The following is a 20,654-nucleotide window of genomic DNA, read 5'->3' as shown; positions in this document are numbered from 1 at the left end:
TTTTGCGGTTGGCGAGTTCTGGGTGATTGCGCTACGCGACTGCAAATCGCTATGCTGAGCAACCATTTTCTTGCAGCAGCGGATGCGGGAAAGCCCTTATTGTAGGCGGGTAATAAGAGCTATAAAAAAAGAAAAACCCGGAATAATACCATAAAAACGCTGCTGGTAAAATACGCTGACTAGAGGCACGCCCAATGAATAGAGGTCTTCACCAGCCTGGCGAGTTTCGCGATAACTGTGGTTTTGGCCTGATTGCCCATATGGAAGGGCAGGCCAGTCACGACTTGCTGAAAACGGCCATTGAATCACTTACCTGCATGACGCATCGCGGTGGTATCGCGGCAGACGGTAAAACCGGCGACGGCTGTGGTCTGCTGCTCAAGATGCCAGCGCAGTTCATGCGCGCGGCAGCTCAAGAGGCGCTCGGTGTGGCGCTGGGCGAGCGCTTTGCCGTGGGCGTGGTATTCCTGCCTGACGACGATGCGCGTGCCAGCAAGGCCAGGGAAACCCTGGTCGGCGAGCTGAGCGCCCGCGGCCTGGACGTGCTGGGCTGGCGAGTCGTGCCCACCGACTCCAGTGTCTGTGGCCCCATGGCACTGGACTGCCTGCCGCGTATCGAGCAGCTGTTCGTGGCGCCTGGCACTAGCGACAACTTCGATGTCGACCTGTTCATGGCGCGCCGCTATGCCGAGCAGGCCCTGCGCAGTGATGAAGACTTCTACGTGGCGTCGCTTTCCAGCGAAGTGGTCTCCTATAAAGGCCTGGTGATGCCGGAAGACCTGCCAGCCTTTTACAAGGACCTGAACGACCCGCGCCTGGAAACCGCCATTTGTGTTTTCCACCAGCGCTTCTCGACCAACACCGCACCGCGCTGGCCGTTGGCACAGCCGTTCCGCCTGCTGGCGCACAACGGCGAGATCAACACCATCGAAGCCAACCGCGGCTGGGCGAACTCGCGCAAGGCGAACTTCGTCAACGAGCGTCTGCCGGATATCGCTAAACTAGACGAAATCGTCAACACCACTGGCTCCGACTCCTCCAGTATGGATAACATGCTGGAAGTGCTGCTGACCGGGGGGATGGAGCTGCACCGCGCTGTGCGCATGATGGTGCCGCCCGCCTGGCAAAACGTGGAGACCATGGATGCCGAGCTGCGGGCGTTCTACGAGTACAACTCCATGCACATGGAGCCGTGGGATGGCCCCGCTGGCGTGGTCATGACCGACGGCCGTCAGGCCGTGTGTATGCTCGACCGTAACGGGCTGCGCCCGGCGCGCTGGGTGATTACCAAGAACGGCTACATCACCCTGGCGTCTGAAATTGGCACTTACGGCTACCAGCCGGAAGACGTGGTGGCAAAAGGTCGAGTCGGCCCCGGTCAGATGCTGGCCGTGGATACCCACACCGGCGAAGTGCTGCACACCCAGGACATCGATAATCGCCTGAAGTCCGCATACCCCTACAAGCGTTGGCTGAAGCAGGAAGCCAGCTACCTGGAGTCGGCGCTGACCGAGCTGGCGCGATTCCAGACCATGGATACCGACGCCCTGAACGTGCAGCAGAAGATGTTCCAGGTGACCTTTGAAGAGCGTGACCAGGTGCTGCGTCCGCTAGCAGAAAGCGGCCAGGAAGCCGTCGGATCCATGGGCGACGATACGCCCATGGCGGTCCTGTCGAGCCGTCCGCGCCTGCTGACCGACTTCTTCCGTCAGAAGTTTGCTCAGGTCACCAACCCGCCCATCGACCCGCTGCGCGAAGCGATCGTCATGTCGCTGGAAACCTGCTGCGGTGCCGAGCTGAACGTTTTCAAGGCCACGCCGGAGCACGCGCACCGCTTGATCCTGACCACGCCGGTGCTGTCGCCACGCAAGTTCACTGCGCTGGTGAGTCAGGACGACCCGGCATTTGCCAGCCATTTGCTGCCGCTGGGCTACGACCCGGAAAGCACCAGCCTCCAGCAAGCCATCGTGGCGCTGTGCCAGGAAGCCGAAGCGCAGGTCAAGGCGGGCAAGGTAATTCTGGTACTGAGCGATGCCGAACTGCCCAAGGGCCAACTGCCCATCCAGGCAGCCCTGGCCGTGGGTGCTGTGCACTCGCACCTGGGGCGTCTGGCGCTGCGCCCGAATGCCAACATCGTGGTCGAGACCGGCTATGCCCGCGACGCCCACCAGATGGCCGTACTGTTCGGCGTGGGCGCCACGGCGGTCTACCCGTGGCTGGCCTATCAGGTGATGGCCGACATGCACCGCACTGGCGAACTCACCGGTAACCCGGCAGATGCCCGCGAGAACTACCGCAAGGGACTGCAGAAGGGGCTGTTCAAGATTCTTTCGAAGATGGGTATCTCGACGCTGGCGTCCTACCGTGGCTCCATGCTGTTCGAAGCCGTGGGCCTGGCCGATGAAGTGATGGATACCTGTTTCGTCGGCATGGCGTCGCGCATTCAGGGCACCGGCTTTGCCGAGCTGCAGCTGCAGCAGGAGCTGCTGGCCAAGGACGCCTGGATTCCCCGCAAGGGCATTTCCCAGGGCGGTATGCTCAAGTACGTGCACGGCCACGAGTACCACGCCTATAACCCGGATGTGGTCAAAGCGCTGCAAGCGGCGGTGCAAGAGGGCAGCTACACCAAGTGGAAGAAGTTCGCGCAGCTGGTGAACGAGCGCCCCGTGGCCACCATTCGTGACCTGCTGAAACTCAAGCCTGCGGCCACGCCGATTCCGCTGGAAGAGGTCGAGCCCATCGAAGCGCTGATTCCACGCTTCGACAGCGCAGGCATGTCGCTGGGCGCACTCTCCCCTGAGGCCCATGAGGCGCTGGCCCAGGCCATGAACGAGGCCGGAGGTCGCTCCAACTCCGGGGAAGGCGGTGAAGACCCTGCCCGTTACGGCACCATCCGCAGCTCCAAGATCAAGCAGATCGCCTCTGGCCGTTTCGGCGTGACGCCTGCCTATCTGGTCAATGCAGACGTATTGCAGATCAAGGTTGCCCAAGGGGCCAAGCCCGGCGAAGGCGGCCAGCTGCCAGGTGGCAAGGTCAATCAACTGATTGCCCGTCTGCGTTACTCCGTGCCCGGCGTGACGCTCATTTCGCCGCCGCCGCACCACGACATCTACTCCATCGAAGACCTGGCGCAGCTGATCTTCGACCTGAAGCAGGTCAACCCTGATGCCCAGGTGTCGGTGAAGCTGGTCTCCGAGCCTGGCATCGGTACCATTGCCACCGGCGTTGCCAAGGCCTACGCGGACCTGATCACCGTCTCGGGCTACGATGGCGGCACGGCGGCGAGCCCGCTCACCTCCATCAAGCACGCCGGTTCCCCCTGGGAGCTGGGCCTGCCGGAAGTGCATCAGGCACTGCGGATCAATGGCCTGCGCGACAAGATTCGTCTCCAGACCGACGGCGGCTTGAAAACCGGGCTGGATGTCGTCAAGGCGGCCATTCTGGGGGCCGAAAGCTTCGGCTTTGGCACGGCGCCCATGGTGGCGCTGGGCTGCAAGTTCCTGCGCATTTGCCATCTCAACAACTGTGCTACCGGTGTCGCTACTCAGGATGACTTCCTGCGCGGCGAGCATTTCCGCGGCACCGTGGACATGGTGAAGAACTACTTCCGCTTCATTGCCGAGGAAGTGCGCGAGCTGATGGCCATGCTGGGCGTGAGCAAACTCACCGACCTGATTGGTCGTACCGACCTGCTGGAAGTGCTGGAAGGCAACACCGCGTCGCAGCGCAAGCTGGATCTGACGCCGCTGCTGGCCAACGATTTCGTGCCCGCCGACGCGCCGCAGTTCTGCGTGGTCAGCCGCAACGTGCCCCACGACCCCGGTGCCAAGAACCAGGAAGTGCTGGCGGCGCTGAAAGAGGCCATCGACACCCAGTCCGGCGGCACCTTCGATTTCACCATCACCAACTGCGACCGCAGCGTGGGCGCGCTCACTTCGGGGGCGATTGCCAAGCGCTACGGCGAGGATGGCCTGGAAGCGGCGCCGGTCACCGCGCGCTTCAAGGGGGTGGCGGGCCAGAGCTTTGGTGTCTGGAACGCGCGTGGTTTGAATCTCTACCTGGAAGGCGACGCCAACGACTACGTGGGCAAGGGGATGAACGGTGGCAGCATCGTGATCGTGCCGCCCAAGGTCAGTCAGTTCGAAAGCCACAAGACTGCCATCATCGGTAACACCTGCCTCTATGGTGCCACCGGCGGCACGCTGTTTGCGGCGGGTACGGCAGGCGAGCGCTTTGGCGTGCGTAACTCTGGCGCCACGGCGGTGATCGAAGGCGCCGGGGACCACTGCTGCGAATACATGACCGGCGGTCTGGTCTGTGTGCTGGGTGAGACGGGTGTCAACTTTGGGGCAGGCATGACCGGTGGTTTTGCCTACGTACTGGATGAAGATCGTACCTTCGTGGACAAGTACAACCACGAGCTGGTCGAAATCCACCGGGTGAATACCGAAGCGATGGAAGCCTATCGTCGTCACCTGCGCGAAATGATCGAAGCCTACGTGGCGGCGACCGGCTCTGCGCGTGGTGCGGCGATTCTGGAAGACTTCAGCGACTACGCACGCCACTTCTGGCTGGTGAAGCCCAAGGCCGCCAGCCTGGGGAGTCTGCTGGATCAATCCCGGCGTCAGCCGCAATAACCGTCCGCGCCTACGCTTCGAGGAGAGAGATCATGGCCAACCGTTTGAATAACGATTTTCAGTTCGTCGACGTGGGTCGTAAAGACCCCGAGAAAAAACCGGCACATACCCGTGCCAAAGAGTTCGCGGAAATCTACGAACCCTTCAAGCCAACCGATGCGGCCAGTCAGGCGCATCGCTGCTTGCACTGTGGCAACCCGTACTGCGAATGGAAGTGCCCGGTACATAACTATATTCCCAACTGGCTGCAGCTGGTGGTGGAAGGCAACATCATCGAAGCCGCCGAGCTGTCCCACAAGACCAACTCGCTGCCGGAAGTGTGTGGCCGCGTGTGCCCGCAGGATCGCCTGTGCGAGGGCGACTGCACCCTGAACGATGGCTTTGGTGCCGTCACCATCGGCTCCGTAGAGAAGTACATTACCGATACCGCCTTTGCCATGGGCTGGCGCCCGGACATGTCCAAGGTGGTCTGGACCGACAAGAAGGTCGCCATTGTAGGGGCGGGGCCTGCGGGCCTCGGCTGTGCCGACATTCTGGCGCGTAACGGCGTCAAACCCGTGGTGTTCGACAAGTACCCGGAAATTGGTGGCCTGCTGACCTTCGGTATCCCGGAGTTCAAGCTGGAAAAGAGCGTCATGGAGCGCCGCCGCGCGGTCTTCGAAGAGATGGGCGTCGAGTTCCGCCTGAATACCGAAATCGGCACCGACATCGAGTTCGAAACGCTGCTGCAGGAGTACGATGCGGTGTTCCTGGGCATGGGCACCTACAAGTACATGCAGGGTGGCTTCCCCGGCGAAGACCTGCCCGGTGTCTACAAGGCGCTGGACTTCCTGATTGCCAACGTCAACCGCCGCCTGGGCTTCGAAAAAGACCCGAGCGACTTCATCTCCATGGAAGGCAAGCGGGTCGTGGTGCTGGGTGGTGGCGATACCGCCATGGACTGTAACCGCACCTCGATTCGTCAGCGTGCTGCCAGCGTGACCTGTGCCTATCGCCGCGACGAAGAGAACATGCCGGGTTCGCGCCGTGAAGTGGCCAACGCCCGGGAAGAGGGCGTCGAGTTTCTGTTCAACCGCCAGCCGGTCGCGGTAGTTGGTGAAGATAAGGTCGAGGGCGTGAAGGTCGTGCGGACGCGCTTGGGCGAGCCGGATGAAAATGGTCGCCGTCGCCCGGAAGTGGTGCCCGGCTCCGAAGAGATCATTGCCGCCGATGCGGTGGTGGTGGCCTTTGGCTTCCAGGCAAGCCCGGCCCCATGGTTCAAAAGCGCCAATATCGAGGTCAACGACTGGGATCTGGTCAAGGCACCCGAGCATGGCCAGTATGCATTCCAGACCAGCAACGAGAAAATCTTTGCCGGTGGCGATATGGTGCGCGGCTCCGATCTCGTGGTCACCGCTATTTATGAAGGGCGTCAGGCCGCTGAAGGCATTCTGGATTACCTAGCAGTCTGTCGGACTTGAGGTTAATGGATGAGCTGAGGCGTGGGTTCTTCACCCCCCCTGTGTTGGTGTTGGTGTTGGTGTTGGTGCTGTTGTGTGGCTCTTAACCTGCCCCTCAGCTTCTGCAAGGCGGTTCTGACGCCTTGCCTGCTGGCCGGTTGGGCGCGGCGAGCCCTCAGCCCGCCGTCAACCGGTGCATCCGGTTGATATTCCACGCCATGGTGGCCAATCGCCACTCGCCGCTGACCTTATCCAGTCCGCGTAGCGAGAACTGCCGGAACCCCATCACGTGTTTGATGATCCCGAAGACCGGCTCCACGGTATGTTTGCGCAATGCGTAGAGCGCTCGGCCCGCCTGCGTCTTCAAGCGGTGTGCCATCTGTTCGACGGGGTCCTCGCTCTCCGGGGCAGGCGGATCCGCGGCGAAACGTTCAAAGACCGGAAGGTGATGGACGTCTCGCTTCATCGCCAACAGCGGTTCGATACCATGGTCATGGCAGGCCTGGATATTGCTGGCACTGAAGTAGCCGGTATCACCCAGCAGGTGGTCAGGTTTTCCCAGCGTTTCCGGGTAACCTTGCCAGGCCGTCAGTAGCGGCATGACTTGCTGCTTGTCATTGGTCGCCTGCGTGACGTGGACATGGGTCACCAGCAGACTCTCGGTATCAACCGCGGCTTGGGCGTTGTAGCACTGATCAAACCCCTTGCCGGTGACCGGCATGATGCGCGACTGCGGGTCGGTGAAATTGATCTGATCCTTGTCACGCGGGCCACCAGTGGGCGGTTCGGGGTCACGCCCACGGGGCTTCTTGCCGGCCTTGCGCTGCGCCTCCCGCCGCGCCACCTTTTCCTGATAGGCGGCTTGCTCGGTGGCGTCCCGCTCCTCGGCGCGCGCCTCGATCTTGGCCTTCGCCTCAGCGATGGCCGCCAGGCGGGCTTCACGGCGGGCAATCTCGGCGGGGATATCCATGCCGTCGGCCGCGTCCTCCTTGTCCGCCGACTCGGCCCGCTCGGTCAGCGCTTTCACCTCTGCCCTGAACTGTGCCTCCAGCTTCTTGGCATGGCCATACGACAACGCCTTGTGCTTGCTGGCGTTGGCCTTGAGCTTGGTGCCGTCCAGGGCGATGGTGCCAAGCTTGAGCAGCTTCATCTCGCGGGCCAGCAGCAGCACCTGTACGAACAACTGTTCCAGTTCCGGCAGAAAGCGGCGGCGAAAGGTGGCCAGCGTGTCATGGTCGGGATGGGTATTGGCGGCCAGGTAGCGGAACGCCACCGAGTCATAGGTGGCACGCTCGATCTTGCGGCTGGAGACCACCCCGGTGGCGTAGCCGTAGATCAGCAGGCTCAGTAGCACCGCCGGGTGATGTGCCTTGGAACCCCGCCCCATGTAACGCCGGGTCAACGTCGAGAGGTCCAGTTGTTCGACAACATCGACAACGAACCGCGCCAGGTGACCATCGGGCAACCACTCGTCTACCGAAGGCGGCAGCAGGTAATCGGTCTGGCGATCCACAGGGATGAAGCGGCTCATGGCGATCTTCTCAGCTCGGCGATGACGGTGGTCAGTATCTCACGGTGCAACGGAAAGACCGACAGGCTGCTAGGCGTGTAAAGTGTGTATGTCATGCCGAACAGCATCAGGAGTAGGTCGTAGCGAGGGTCTTTTGTCATGGATGACAAAAGTAGCGCCCAGGGATGGGTTCACAGCGCCCTCGCGCAGACCTACTTCTGGGGCAACTGTGCATCGGCATCCTTTGGCCCGATCAATTGGCCTCCCACTGTTTATGTACAGCCAGTAGCTAGTTATGTGTAGCCAATAGCTAGGGTGGGAGGCAGCTTTAGCTCGCGACCGAGAGCTGGCGCTGTTTCAGTTCAAATTGAGCCTTAAGGCGTACTCTGCTATTCTGTCGTCCCATCCTGGTGTGGCTTTCTGCTACGCCTATTGATCACGTTTCGACAGGTTTTCCATGACACGATATATCTTCGTGACCGGCGGCGTTGTGTCCTCTCTTGGCAAGGGCATCGCGTCGGCCTCGCTGGCGGCGATTCTCGAGGCTCGCGGCCTTAAGGTCACCATGCTCAAGCTCGACCCGTACATCAACGTGGACCCGGGCACCATGAGTCCCTTCCAGCACGGCGAGGTGTTCGTCACCGAGGATGGCGCCGAGACGGACTTGGACTTAGGTCACTATGAGCGCTTTATTCGCACCAAAATGACCCAGGGCAACAACTTCACCACCGGCCGAGTGTACGAGCACGTGCTGCGCAAGGAGCGCCGTGGTGACTACCTGGGCGGCACGGTACAGGTCATTCCCCATATCACCGATGAGATCAAGCAGCGTGTCTACGCTGGCGGCGAAGGCTTCGACGTGGCGCTGGTGGAGATCGGCGGCACGGTCGGCGATATCGAGTCGCTGCCCTTCCTGGAATCCATTCGTCAGATTCGCAGCGAGTTGGGCGCCAGCCGCGCCATCTACATGCACCTGACCCTGGTGCCCTATATCAAGACCGCTGGCGAAACCAAGACCAAGCCGACCCAGCACAGCGTCAAGGAGCTGCGCTCCATCGGTATCCAGCCGGACATTCTGATTTGCCGCAGCGAAGTCGAGCTGGAGGAGAGCGAGCGTCGCAAGATCGCGCTGTTCACCAACGTGGAAGAGCGTGCGGTCGTGCCGCTGCAAGACGCCGACACCATCTACCGCATTCCGCTGATGCTCCACGAGCACGGTCTGGACGATATCGTCTGCGACAAGCTGCGCCTGGAAGCGGCGCCGGCCGATCTTTCCGAGTGGATCAAGGTACTTGATGCCAAGCTCAACCCGCTGAAATCCATCAGCATCGCCATGGTCGGTAAGTACATGGAGCTGCTGGATGCTTACAAGTCATTGAACGAAGCGCTGATCCACGCCGGTATCCAGGGGCGTATCAAGGTCAACGTGGACTACATCGACTCCGAAGATATCGAGCGTCACGGTACCGAGCGCCTGGCTGGCAAAGACGCCATTCTGGTGCCGGGCGGCTTTGGTGAGCGCGGTGTGGAAGGCAAGATTCTGACCGCCCAGTTCGCCCGTGAAAACAACATTCCCTACCTGGGTATCTGCCTGGGCATGCAGGTGGCGGTGATCGAGTTTGCACGTAACGTGGCAGGCTGGAAAGACGCCAACTCCACCGAGTTCACCCACGACACCAAGCACCCGGTAGTGGGGCTGATTACCGAGTGGATCAACGCCGAAGGCAAGATCGAGCTGCGCGATGCGGCCTCTGATCTGGGCGGCACCATGCGTCTGGGTGGCCAGGTGTGTCACTTGACGTCAGGCAGCAAGGCGCGCGAGGCGTACGGCGCTGACGAGATCGTCGAGCGCCATCGTCATCGCTTTGAAGTCAACAACCAGTTCATCGACGAGCTGGAGCGTGCAGGCCTGGTGATTTCAGGCAAGAGCGTGGACCAGTCGCTGGTGGAGATGGTCGAGCTTGCCGACCACCCCTGGTACGTGGCGTGTCAGTTCCATCCGGAATTCACCTCCACGCCGCGTGATGGCCATCCGCTGTTCTCCGGGTTCGTCAACGCCGCGCTCGAGTACAAGACGGCACGTACCCGTGGCCACGCCACACCTCAGGAATAAAGGGGGAAGCATGTCTTCTCAGTCCCAATTCCCAGAGCATCACATCCACGTTGCCGGCTTAACCGCCGGCAATTCTTTGCCACTCATGCTGCTGGGCGGCATGAACGTGCTGGAGTCGGCGGAACTGGCCGATGAAGTCGCGCAGGCTTACGTGGCCGTGACGCAAAAGCTGGGCATGCCGTATGTTTTCAAGGCCAGTTTCGACAAGGCCAACCGCAGCTCGATTCACTCATATCGTGGCCCTGGGATGGAGAAAGGGCTGCAGATACTGGCCGATATCAAGGCGCGCTATAACGTGCCCATCATTACCGATGTGCACGAGCCCTGGCAGGCAGCGCCTGCTGCTGAAGTCGCCGATATTATCCAGCTGCCGGCCTTTTTGGCGCGCCAGACCGATCTGGTGGTGGCAATGGCGAAAACGGGGGCGGCGATCAATATCAAAAAGCCGCAGTTTTTGGCACCCCATGAAATGCGCCATATCCTTAACAAGTTTCAGGAAGCGGGCAACGACCGCCTGATGCTCTGCGAGCGCGGCACCAGTTTTGGCTACAACAACCTCGTCGTGGACATGCTGGGCTTTGGCGATATGAAGCACACCGGCTATCCGGTGTTTTTCGACGTGACCCACGCTCTGCAGCGCCCCGGTGGCCGTGCCGACAGCGCCGACGGCCGCCGTGCCCAGGTTGCCGAGCTGGCCCGTGCGGGCGTGGCGGTAGGCCTGGCGGGGCTGTTTTTGGAAGCTCATCCAGACCCAGACAACGCCAAATGCGACGGCCCGTGTGCGCTGCCGCTGGACCAGTTGGAGCCCTTCCTGACGCAGCTGGCGCAGTTGGATGCCTTGGTGAAAGGCTTCGACCCTTTGACCATCTGTTAATCGCTGCGATAAACCGTGGTATACATTGGACCTAACCTCCATCAGACCGACAACCAAAGGACACTGTCATGACCAAAATTGTTGAAATCAGTGCGCTGGAAGTGCTCGATTCGCGCGGCAACCCGACCGTTCAAGCCACCGTGCGTCTGGAAAGCGGTGCCGTAGGCAGCGCCTGCGCGCCCAGCGGTGCCTCTACCGGCTCCCGCGAAGCACTCGAACTGCGTGATGGCGACAAGGCGCGTTACCTCGGCAAAGGCGTGTTGAAAGCCGTGGATGCCGTGAATGGCAAGATCCGTGATGCGTTGTTGGGAATGGATGCACGGGACCAGCGCGGTTTGGACAATGCCATGCTGGAGTTGGATGGCACGGATAACAAGGCGACTCTGGGAGCCAATGCGATTCTGGCGGTGTCGCTGGCCGCTGCCAAAGCCGCTGCCAACGCCAAGGGCGTACCGCTTTATGCGCATATTGCCGAGCTTTACGGTCAGCCAGGCCAGTACAGCATGCCGGTACCGATGATGAACATCCTCAACGGCGGTGAGCACGCCGACAATAACGTGGATATTCAGGAGTTCATGGTGCAGCCGGTCGGCGCTGCCAACTTCCGTGAAGGCCTGCGCATGGGCGCGGAAATTTTCCACGCGCTGAAGAAAGTGCTGTCTGCCAAGGGGCTGTCTACCTCGGTAGGGGATGAGGGTGGCTTCGCGCCCAACCTGACATCCAACGCCGAGGCACTTGCCGTCATCAAGCAGGCGGTGGCCGATGCCGGTTATACCCTGGGCAGCGATGTCACCCTGGCGCTGGACTGTGCTGCCTCCGAATTCTACAAGGAAGGTCAGTACGACCTGGCCGGAGAAGGCAAGCGTTACGACTCCGAAGGGTTTGCCGACTACCTGGTGGGCCTGTGTGTGGACTACCCCATCGTCTCTATCGAAGACGGAATGGACGAATCCGACTGGGCGGGTTGGAAAGCCTTGACCGACAAGCTGGGCGACAAGGTGCAGCTGGTGGGCGATGACCTGTTCGTGACCAACACCAAGATCCTCAAGCGTGGCATCGACGAGCAGATCGGTAACTCGATCCTGATCAAGTTCAACCAGATTGGCTCGCTCTCCGAAACCCTCGACGCGATTAAAATGGCCCAAGATGCGGGCTTCACGGCGGTCATCTCTCACCGCAGTGGTGAGACCGAAGACACCACCATTGCCGACCTGGCCGTGGGCACTTGTGCGGGACAGATCAAGACCGGCTCGCTGTGTCGTTCTGACCGTGTGGCCAAATACAACCGTCTGCTGGTCATCGAAGCAGAACTGGGGGAAGTGACTTACCCCGGTTTGAAGGCCATCAAGGGCCAATAAGCGAAAAACCAGAGGCGGCGTGTAAGAGATCTCTCAAAAATTTGTAAGAGATCTCTTACAAATGCCAACGACATTCGCTCGAAACCTTGTAAGAAAAAGCGAAATTTTTCACTAATCCAACTTTAAGTGATTGTCTTGGTTGGGTTTTATGAAAAAAAGGCGAGCCCCTTGGGCTCGCCTTTTGCGTATTGGGTCCGCTTGAGAAGTTGCGCTGTTCTGCCACAATGCATTCAGGATAAGGGGAGGCAAGGATGCTTCAGGCAGGATGCAACGGGATGTATGCAGGTGCGCTGGGTGACACAGTGATGTGAGCCTTGGCAAGGAAGTCACCTGAGGAGGTTGACACAGGGAGTGGTCAGAGGAAGTGCTTGGAGCGGGCGGCCTACGGGCCGCCTTTTTTTTGCGTGCGCATCAGTCAGGCCAAAAAAAACCAGCGCGAACGCTGGTTCTCAGGCAATGCCGTGTCGCTGCGATCAGCGCTCCAGCTTTTCGAGCTTGCCAGGCTTGCCGTCCCACTCTTCTGCATCGGGCAGCGGGTCTTTCTTCTCGGCAATGTTGGGCCACACGTCGGCCAGCTCGGCGTTGATCTCGATGAACTGCTCTTGCCCATCCGGTATCTCGTCTTCCGAGAAAATGGCTTCGGCGGGGCACTCCGGCTCGCAGAGGGCGCAATCGATGCACTCATCCGGGTGGATGACCAGGAAGTTGGGGCCTTCATAAAAACAGTCGACCGGGCAAACTTCCACGCAGTCGGTGTACTTGCATTGGATGCAGTTCTCGGTAACGACAAACGTCATCTCACTATCCCTCTTGCGGGACCGGAGCGTTCTCCGGTCGTGTTTAATCGCGAATGGTTATAGATTAGCCGTTTTTTATAAGCTAAATGTGGCGCCATTTTAGTAGTGCTGCCCCACGGCGGCAAGCGCCAGGCATCAATCTCACCCGTGTTTACAGCATCGAGCGCCACTGGTAGAGCAGATCCAGCGCCTCGCGCGGTGATAAATCGTCGATGTCGGTGCTGGTCAGTGCGTCCACCACCGGATGTGGCGCGCTGGCAAACAGGTCGTTCTGCTGAGGCGCCTGGGAGCCTGACAAGGGCCGCTGCTGAGTGTCCACGTCGCGCTGTTCCAGTGTCATCAGCTTCTCCCGTGCGCGCCGAATCACCGGCCCCGGCACCCCGGCCAGTTGAGCGACCTGTAGCCCGTAGCTCTGGCTGGCGGGGCCGGCTTCGATGCGGTGCATGAAGACGATGCCATCCCCGTGCTCGGTGGCCGTCAGGTGAATGTTGGCCACCCCCTCGGCCTGTTCGGGCAGCGCAGTCATTTCGAAGTAGTGCGTCGCGAACAGCGTCAGTGCGCGGGCCCGGGCCAAATGTTCGGCGCTGGCCCAGGCCAGCGACAAGCCGTCGAAGGTGCTGGTGCCGCGCCCGATCTCGTCCATCAGTACCAGGCTGTGCTCGGTGGCATTGTGCAGGATATTGGCGGTTTCGGTCATTTCCACCATGAAGGTGGAGCGCCCGCCTGCCAGGTCATCGGAGGAGCCGATACGGGTAAAGATGCGATCGACTGGGCCAACCTCGGCGGCATCGGCAGGCACGAAACTGCCGCTGTGTGCCAGGAGGGCAATGAGTGCCGTCTGGCGCATGTAGGTCGATTTACCCCCCATGTTGGGGCCGGTAATGATCAGCATGTGCTGTTCAGGCGTCAGCATGACGTCGTTGGGCACGAACGGTTTGTCGCTGACCTGCTCCACGACCGGGTGGCGGCCTGCGGTAATGGTAATGCCCGTGGTCGCGACCAACTGTGGGCGCACCCAGTTGAGCGCCTCGGCGCGTTCGGCAAAGGCGCACAGCACGTCCAGCTCGGCCAAGGCCCGCGAGGTGGCTTGCAGGGCATGCAGCTGCTCATTCAGGGTGGCCAACAGCTGGTCGTAGAGCCATTTCTCTCGGGTCAGTGCGCGTGACTTGGCGGACAGTGCCTTGTCTTCGAACTCTTTCAGCTCGGGAATGATGAAGCGTTCGGCGTTTTTCAGCGTCTGGCGACGAATGTAGTCTGCGGGCGCCTGCTGGGCCTGGGAGCGGGGCAGCTCGATGAAGTAGCCATGGACGCGGTTGTAACCCACTTTGAGGTTGGCCAGGCCGGTGCGCTCGCGTTCGCGCAGTTCGAGCTGGACCAGGTAATCGCCCGCGTTCTCGGCCATGCCCCGGTGTTCATCCAGCTCGGCATCGAAGCCATCGGCAATCACGCCGCCGTCACGAATCACCACCGGTGGGTTGTCGACCAGGGCTCGGCTCAGCGTATCGGCCAGCGTCGGGTAGGGGCGGATGTTCGGTGTCAGGCCGTCCAGAGCGCTACCGGTATCGATATCGGCCAGCAGCGCTTCCAGGGTAGGCAGCGTGGCGAGGGCGTCACGCAGTCTTGCCAGGTCACGTGGGCGAGCGCTGTACAGGGCAACCCGGGCGAGAATCCGCTCCACGTCGCCTACATCGCTCAGCGTCTCGCGCAGGCTCATGTAAGCGGCATCGATGGAGAGCAGGGCAACGCCCGCCTGGCGTCCTTCGACGATGTCTCGTTGGCGCAGGGGGCGGTTCAACCAGCGTTTGAGCAACCGTGAGCCCATGGCGGTGGCGCAGGTATCCAGTACGCTGGCCAGGGTGTTGTCGCCGTTGCCGCCGAGGTTGATGTCGATTTCCAGATTGCGGCGACTGGCCGCGTCGATCACCACCGCGTCGTCGCGATTCTCTACGCTGATGGACGTGACATGGGGCAGCCGCGAGCGCTGGGTGTCCCGGGCATAGTCGATCAAGACGCCTGCGGCCACCAAAGCGGTAGAGAGATGCGCACAGCCAAACCCGCGCAAGTCGCTCACTTCGAACTGGTCGCACAGGCTGCGCGTGGCGCTTTCCAGATCGAATAGCCATTCACCCTGGCGGCGCAGGCTGCGCTTTTGCGACCAGGCGTCGGGCAGCGAAAGGCTTTCAGGCACCAGCAGTTCGGCAGGTGAAAGGCGGGTCAGCTCGGCCAGCATTTCTGCCTCGCTCTCTACCTCCAGCACGTTGAAGCGCCCGCTGGAAAGCTCCAGCCAGGCAACCCCCCAGCCTTCCTTGCCCGGGGCCACGGCCACCAGCACGTTGTCGCGGCGGGCATCCAGCAGCGCCTCGTCGTGCAGCGTACCGGGGGTCACGATGCGCACCACTTGGCGCTCGACAGGGCCTTTGCTGGTGGCGGGGTCGCCAATTTGCTCGCAAATGGCCACCGATTCGCCACCCGCTACCAGCCTGGCAAGGTAGCCCTCGGCGCTGTGATAAGGCACGCCTGCCATGGGGATCGGCTTGCCGCCCGACTGACCGCGCTGGGTCAAGGTGATATCCAGCAGCGCTGCCGCCCGTTTGGCGTCGTCAAAAAACAGTTCGTAGAAGTCCCCCATGCGGTAGAACAGCAATACCTCGGGGTGCTCGCGTTTGATTTTCAAATACTGCGCCATCATCGGCGTATGGGCGGGGCTGGCCTGTGACATGAGCGTCCTGATTGAGCGTGGCGCAGACCTGAACGGCATGCGGCATGTTCGTTGGGCAATTTCGTTGAGAAAGCTAAACGCAGTATTCTACGCTACCCTAAGGTCTTACATGAAGGAGTCACCATGGCCCCCAGTGTTTCCAGTCTCAAGAATCTCGATTTATCACTGTTGGCTCAACGACTTGGGCGGCTTTGCCAGCAACTGCACGTCGAAGTGACCACCGCCGAGTCGTGCACGGGAGGTGGCATTGCCAGCGCCATTACCTCCACGGCCGGTAGCTCGGCTTACTTCACCGCAGGCTATGTGACCTACTCCAACGCTGCCAAGACTCGCCTGCTGGGGGTCGAGCCTGCGTTGCTGGAAGCCCATGGCGCGGTCAGTGAATCGGTCGTGCGGGCCATGGTAGCGGGCGCCTGTCGTGACAGCGGTGCCGACCTGGCCGTAGCGGTCAGCGGGGTTGCCGGGCCGGAAGGCGGTAGCGAGGAGAAACCGGTGGGCACCGTGTGGCTGGCCTGGGGCGATGCCGTGAGCCAGCAGGCAGAGCGTTTTCATTTTCCAGGTGACCGCCAGGCGGTGCGCGAGCAGGCGGTCCGTGAAGCTCTGGCAGGGTTGGTCGCTCGGCTTTCTGCCCAGGCCGCCAAGAAATAATCGTTAAAGTTGCCGCCGAGGATTTGTTTCATCGCTGATCTTTGGCATACTACTGGCTAATTATACAGCTTGTTATGAGGAATCTCTGCATGGCTCAGGAAGACAACCGCACAAAAGCGCTGAACGCGGCACTCAGCCAGATCGATCGTCAGTTCGGCAAGGGCACCGTCATGCGCCTGGGCGATGCGCCTCGCGTCGTCATGCCGTCTGTCTCCACCGGTTCGCTGGGGCTGGACATTGCGCTCGGCATCGGCGGGCTGCCGTTTGGTCGTGTCGTCGAAATCTTTGGCCCAGAGTCATCCGGTAAAACCACGCTGACCCTGTCAGTCATTGCCCAGGCGCAAAAGCAGGGCAAAGTGTGTGCCTTCGTTGATGCCGAGCACGCGCTCGACCCCAGCTACGCCGAAAAACTCGGCGTCAACCTGGACGACCTGCTGGTTTCCCAGCCGGACACCGGTGAACAGGCGCTGGAAATCACCGATATGCTGGTCCGCTCCGGCGGTGTGGATGTGATTATCATCGACTCCGTGGCTGCGCTGACTCCGCGTGCGGAAATCGAAGGCGAAATGGGCGACTCCCACGTGGGCCTGCAGGCGCGCTTGATGTCCCAGGCGCTGCGTAAAATCACCGGTAACATCAAAAACGCCAACTGCTTGGTGATCTTCATCAACCAGATTCGTATGAAGATTGGCGTGATGTTCGGTAGCCCCGAGACCACGACCGGCGGTAACGCGCTGAAGTTCTACTCCAGCGTGCGCTTGGATATTCGCCGCACCGGTTCGGTGAAGTCAGGCGACGAAGTCACCGGTAACGAAACCCGCGTGAAAGTCGTCAAAAACAAGGTGGCACCGCCGTTCCGGCAAGCTGAGTTCCAGATCCTTTACGGCAAAGGTATCTACCACGCGGGTGAGGTTATCGATCTTGGCGTGCAGTGCAGCCTAGTGGACAAAGCAGGCGCTTGGTACAGCTATAAAGGCAACAAGATCGGCCAGGGTAAAGCCAATGCGGCGCAGTACCTGGAAGAGCATCCCGAGATCATGGAAGAGATCGAATCTCAAATCCGTGAGCAACTGCTGGCCAAGGTAGAGCCGAAGAAAGAAGAAGCCCCTGCAGCAGATGTGGCAGCCGAGGGTGATGACGATCTGCTTTGAACCAGGCTGTTGGCGTTGCCTGGCAGGAGACGTGAATGTTTTCTGCTAAAGCCGATGCTTCGCCCAGGGAGTGGGCCATTCAGTGGCTGGCTCGGCGCGAGTACTCCCGCGCCGAGCTGGCCCGCAAGCTTGAGCAAAAGGCCTTCGAAGATGATGAGATCAGCGCCTGCCTCGATGCGCTGGCCGAGCAGGCGCTGCAGTCGGACGAGCGTTTTGCCGAAAGCTTCATCCGTTCACGCATTGCCCGTGGACAGGGAGTGATTCGCATCAAGGGAGAGCTGCGCCAGCGCGGTGTCGATGCGCAAACCTGTGCCGCTGCGCTGGTAGCGGTGGAAGCGCGCGAAGCCGTGGACTGGTTCGAGCTGGCCCGTCAAACGTTGGAGCGACGCTTCAGCTCGCCGGGCGAGACGCCCAAGGAGCGCGCCAAGCGAGAACGTTTTCTGGCCGGGCGTGGCTTCGATTTCGAGCAAATCCGCTATGCAATCTCCTGTTTGTCGCCCTCTTCTTAACCCGTTCAGGGGTTTCATCTGCCTGCTCAGGGCTGTCTATAACCCCGCTCAGGGCTGTTCACCACGCGGTTCCCTCCCTCTATATTATCGTGCCACCCGCCCTCTATTTATTGTGTCATTAGGGGCTCTGCCACTATCTGCGGCTTTAGTCGTTTGACAACTGCGTTATAATGGGCGTTTTGCGACCCCAGCGGGTAGCGGCGACAGCGCCCTGGGGCATCACGCTTTCTTGTCACGGATACCCTATGAAAAGCGCAGAACTCAGACAGGCCTTTCTCGATTATTTCGAACAGCAGGGGCACACCGTCGTGCCCACCGGCTCCCTGGTGCCGGGCAACGACGCGACGCTGCTCTTCACCAATGCGGGCATGGTGCCCTTCAAGGACGTGTTCCTAGGCCGAGATCCGCGACCCTACGTTCGTGCGGCATCTGCGCAGCGCTGCGTGCGTGCTGGCGGCAAGCACAACGATCTGGATAACGTCGGCTACACCGCGCGCCACCACACTTTCTTCGAAATGCTGGGCAATTTCAGCTTTGGCGACTATTTCAAGCGTGATGCCATTCGCTTTGCCTGGACGTTCCTGACCGAGCGTCTGGGGCTGCCCGCCGAAAAACTGTGGGTCACGGTGTTCACCGAAGATGACGAGGCCTACGCCATCTGGGCCGATGAGATTGGTGTGCCACGCGAACGCATTGCGCGCATTGGTGCCAAGGACAACTTCTGGCAGATGGGCGACACCGGCCCCTGTGGCCCATGCTCCGAGATCTTCTTCGATCACGGCCCGGAAGTCTGGGGTGGCCCGCCCGGAACGCCTGAGGAAGACGGTGACCGTTTCATCGAAATCTGGAACCTGGTCTTCATGCAGTACGACCGTTCAGCCGATGGCACGCTGCACCCGCTGCCCAAGCCGTCGATCGATACCGGCATGGGGCTGGAGCGCGTGGCGGCGGTGATGCAGGGCGTACACTCCAACTACGAGATCGACCTGTTCCAGAACCTGCTGCAAGCCGCGGCCAAGGCGACCGGGCATCAGGACACGACGACGCCATCGCTGCGCGTGATTGCCGACCATATTCGCTCTTGCGCCTTCCTGATTGCCGACGGCGTGCTGCCTTCCAACGAAGGGCGCGGCTACGTACTGCGTCGTATCATCCGTCGTGCCATTCGCCATGGCCACAAGCTGGGCGCGGCCGAGCCGTTCTTCCACAAGCTGGTGAGTGCGCTGGATGCCGAAATGGGCGATGCCTACCCCGAGCTGCGTGAGGCCAGCGAGCAGATTGCTCGCGTGCTGCTGAAAGAGGAAGAGCAGTTCGCCCGTACGCTGGATCATGGCATGGGGCTGCTGAATGCTGCGCTGGAAGAGTTGCAAGGCGACGTGCTGCCCGGTGAGACCGTGTTCAAGCTGTACGATACCTACGGTTTCCCCTTCGATTTGACCGCCGACGTGTGCCGCGAGCGGGAAGTCACCCTGGATGAAGAAGGCTTCCAGCGTGAACTGGAAGTGCAGCGTGAACGCGCGCGTGCCGCCAGCCAGTTTGGCGCGGATTACACGGCCTCTATCGAACTGGACGGCGAAACCCAGTTTACCGGCTACGAGCGGCTGGAAGACCAAGCCACCGTGACCGCCATAGTGGACAGCGAAGGCAATGCGCTGGCGGCCTTGGAAGCCGGTCAAAAAGGCACCGTAGTGCTCGATCGTACTCCGTTCTATGGGGAGTCCGGCGGACAGGTGGGCGATACTGGCTACTTGCACGTCGATGGCGGTCGTTTTCAGGTGAACGATACCCAGAAACAGAGTGGCCACCACCTTCACCAGGGGGTAATGGTCGAAGGGAGTCTGAGTGTCGGCGCCAACGTGCGCGGTGAAGTCGATGCCAGCCTGCGTAGCGCGACCATTCGTAACCACTCCGCGACCCACCTGCTGCACAAAGCACTGCGTATGGTGCTGGGCGATCACGTTCAGCAGAAGGGCTCGTTGGTCAACGCAGAGCGTCTGCGTTTTGACTTTAGCCACTTCGAACCGATGACCGCAGAGCAGCTTGCTGAGGTCGAGCGCATCGTCAACGAGCAAATCTTGGCCAATGCCCCGACGAAGATCGAGCAGATGAGCCTGGCCGAGGCCAAGGCCAAAGGCGCAGCGGCGCTGTTCGAGGCGAAATACGCCGACAACGTGCGCGTACTGACCATTGGTGCCGACGATTTCTCCATCGAGCTGTGTGGCGGTACTCACGTAAGCCGCAGTGGCGACATCGGCTGCTGCCATGTGGTCAGCGAAGTGGGTATTGCCTCCGGCGTACGCCGCATCGAGGCGATCACCGGAGAAAACGCGCTGGCGTACTTCCGCGAGCAGGAGGCCCGAGTACAGCGCCTGGGCGAGCGTCTGAAAACCAAGCCCGAGCAGGTAGAAGCGCGCGTGGAATCGCTGTTCGAGCGCAACCGCAGCCTGGAGAAAGAGCTGGAGCAACTGAAGGCCAAGCTGGCCAGCGCGGCAGGCAGCGACATGCTCAGCCAGGTTCAAGAAGTGGCTGGCGTGAAGCTGCTGGTCACTCAGCTCGAAGGCGTCTCAGGCAAGGACTTGCGCGGCGTGCTGGATCAGCTCAAGAACAAGCTGGGCTCGGGCGTCATCATGCTGGGCGTGGCCGATGCCGATGCTGGCAAGGTCAGCCTGATTGCGGGCGTCACGGACGATCTGACTGGCCGTGTGAAGGCTGGCGAGCTGGTCAACCATGTGGCCTCCCAGGTCGGCGGTAAAGGGGGCGGTCGTGCCGATATGGCTCAAGCGGGCGGTAGCCAGCCCGATGCGCTGCCAGGAGCGTTGAATAGCGTTCCGGCCTGGTTGGAAAACACGCTTAGCTAAAAAGGAAGGCCGGTGGCATTATTTGCTGCCGGCCTTTTTGT

The 20,654-nt window shown here is 60.9% G+C and carries 12 protein-coding genes; 9 read left to right on the top strand and 3 right to left on the bottom strand.

Features of this window, described 5'->3' with window-relative positions; all coding sequences use genetic code 11:
- Positions 1–194: 194 nt before the first annotated feature.
- Together gltB and RVM26_RS11600 are read left to right on the top strand one after the other, a co-directional pair.
- Positions 195–4,637 carry a glutamate synthase large subunit gene (gltB, locus tag RVM26_RS11605; RefSeq protein ID WP_498938735.1) on the top strand — a complete coding sequence of 1,481 codons (4,443 nt, stop codon included), beginning with the start codon at positions 195–197 and terminating at the stop codon, positions 4,635–4,637.
- A 32-nt stretch (positions 4,638–4,669) separates the two neighbouring features.
- A complete protein-coding gene (locus tag RVM26_RS11600) occupies positions 4,670–6,097 on the top strand; it encodes an FAD-dependent oxidoreductase (protein ID WP_498938734.1) in 1,428 nt (475 codons plus the stop codon).
- Positions 6,098–6,251: 154 nt separating this feature from the next.
- On the opposite strand, the gene RVM26_RS11595 is transcribed toward RVM26_RS11600, so the two are convergent.
- Positions 6,252–7,607, bottom strand: coding sequence for an IS1182 family transposase (locus RVM26_RS11595; protein ID WP_498938732.1), 1,356 nt, complete (start codon positions 7,605–7,607; stop codon positions 6,252–6,254).
- 436 nt (positions 7,608–8,043) lie between these two features.
- Between RVM26_RS11595 and pyrG the strand changes: the two genes are divergently transcribed.
- From pyrG to eno, 3 genes are all read left to right on the top strand, one after another.
- Complete coding sequence (pyrG, locus tag RVM26_RS11590) at positions 8,044–9,699, top strand: CTP synthase (protein ID WP_498938731.1); 1,656 nt, start codon at positions 8,044–8,046, stop codon at positions 9,697–9,699.
- A gap of 10 nt (positions 9,700–9,709) precedes the next feature.
- Positions 9,710–10,573, top strand: a complete 864-nt coding sequence (kdsA, locus tag RVM26_RS11585; RefSeq protein ID WP_498938729.1) for a 3-deoxy-8-phosphooctulonate synthase — start codon at positions 9,710–9,712, stop codon at positions 10,571–10,573.
- Between the two features lie 68 nt (positions 10,574–10,641).
- Positions 10,642–11,931, top strand: a complete 1,290-nt coding sequence (gene eno, locus RVM26_RS11580) for a phosphopyruvate hydratase (RefSeq protein WP_498938727.1) — start codon at positions 10,642–10,644, stop codon at positions 11,929–11,931.
- Between the two features lie 473 nt (positions 11,932–12,404).
- Here eno and fdxA read toward each other — a convergent pair whose 3' ends face one another.
- The gene (gene fdxA / locus RVM26_RS11575) at positions 12,405–12,728 is read right to left on the bottom strand and encodes a ferredoxin FdxA (RefSeq protein ID WP_039180081.1); all 324 of its coding nucleotides are present in this window, start codon (positions 12,726–12,728) and stop codon (positions 12,405–12,407) included.
- A gap of 151 nt (positions 12,729–12,879) precedes the next feature.
- Positions 12,880–15,447, bottom strand: coding sequence for a DNA mismatch repair protein MutS (mutS, locus tag RVM26_RS11570; protein ID WP_498938725.1), 2,568 nt, complete (start codon positions 15,445–15,447; stop codon positions 12,880–12,882).
- A gap of 123 nt (positions 15,448–15,570) precedes the next feature.
- On the opposite strand from mutS, the gene RVM26_RS11565 reads away from it, so the two are divergent.
- From RVM26_RS11565 to alaS, 4 genes are all read left to right on the top strand, one after another.
- Complete coding sequence (locus tag RVM26_RS11565) at positions 15,571–16,095, top strand: CinA family protein (protein ID WP_287804221.1); 525 nt, start codon at positions 15,571–15,573, stop codon at positions 16,093–16,095.
- A gap of 89 nt (positions 16,096–16,184) precedes the next feature.
- Positions 16,185–17,246: a recombinase RecA gene (gene recA / locus RVM26_RS11560; protein ID WP_287804220.1), complete on the top strand. Its 1,062-nt coding sequence runs from the start codon at positions 16,185–16,187 to the stop codon at positions 17,244–17,246.
- Positions 17,247–17,281: 35 nt separating this feature from the next.
- Entirely contained in the window at positions 17,282–17,755 is a 474-nt protein-coding gene (locus tag RVM26_RS11555; protein WP_498938722.1) for a regulatory protein RecX, read from the top strand.
- Positions 17,756–18,000: 245 nt separating this feature from the next.
- On the top strand, positions 18,001–20,613 hold the full coding sequence (alaS, locus tag RVM26_RS11550) for an alanine--tRNA ligase (RefSeq protein WP_498938720.1): 2,613 nt from the start codon (positions 18,001–18,003) through the stop codon (positions 20,611–20,613).
- Positions 20,614–20,654 lie beyond the last annotated feature (41 nt).

The organism is Halomonas sp. KM072, assembly GCF_050710315.1.
GTDB classification, from domain to species: domain Bacteria; phylum Pseudomonadota; class Gammaproteobacteria; order Pseudomonadales; family Halomonadaceae; genus Vreelandella; species Vreelandella hamiltonii.
This window is presented reverse-complemented; position numbering and strand designations above follow the sequence as displayed.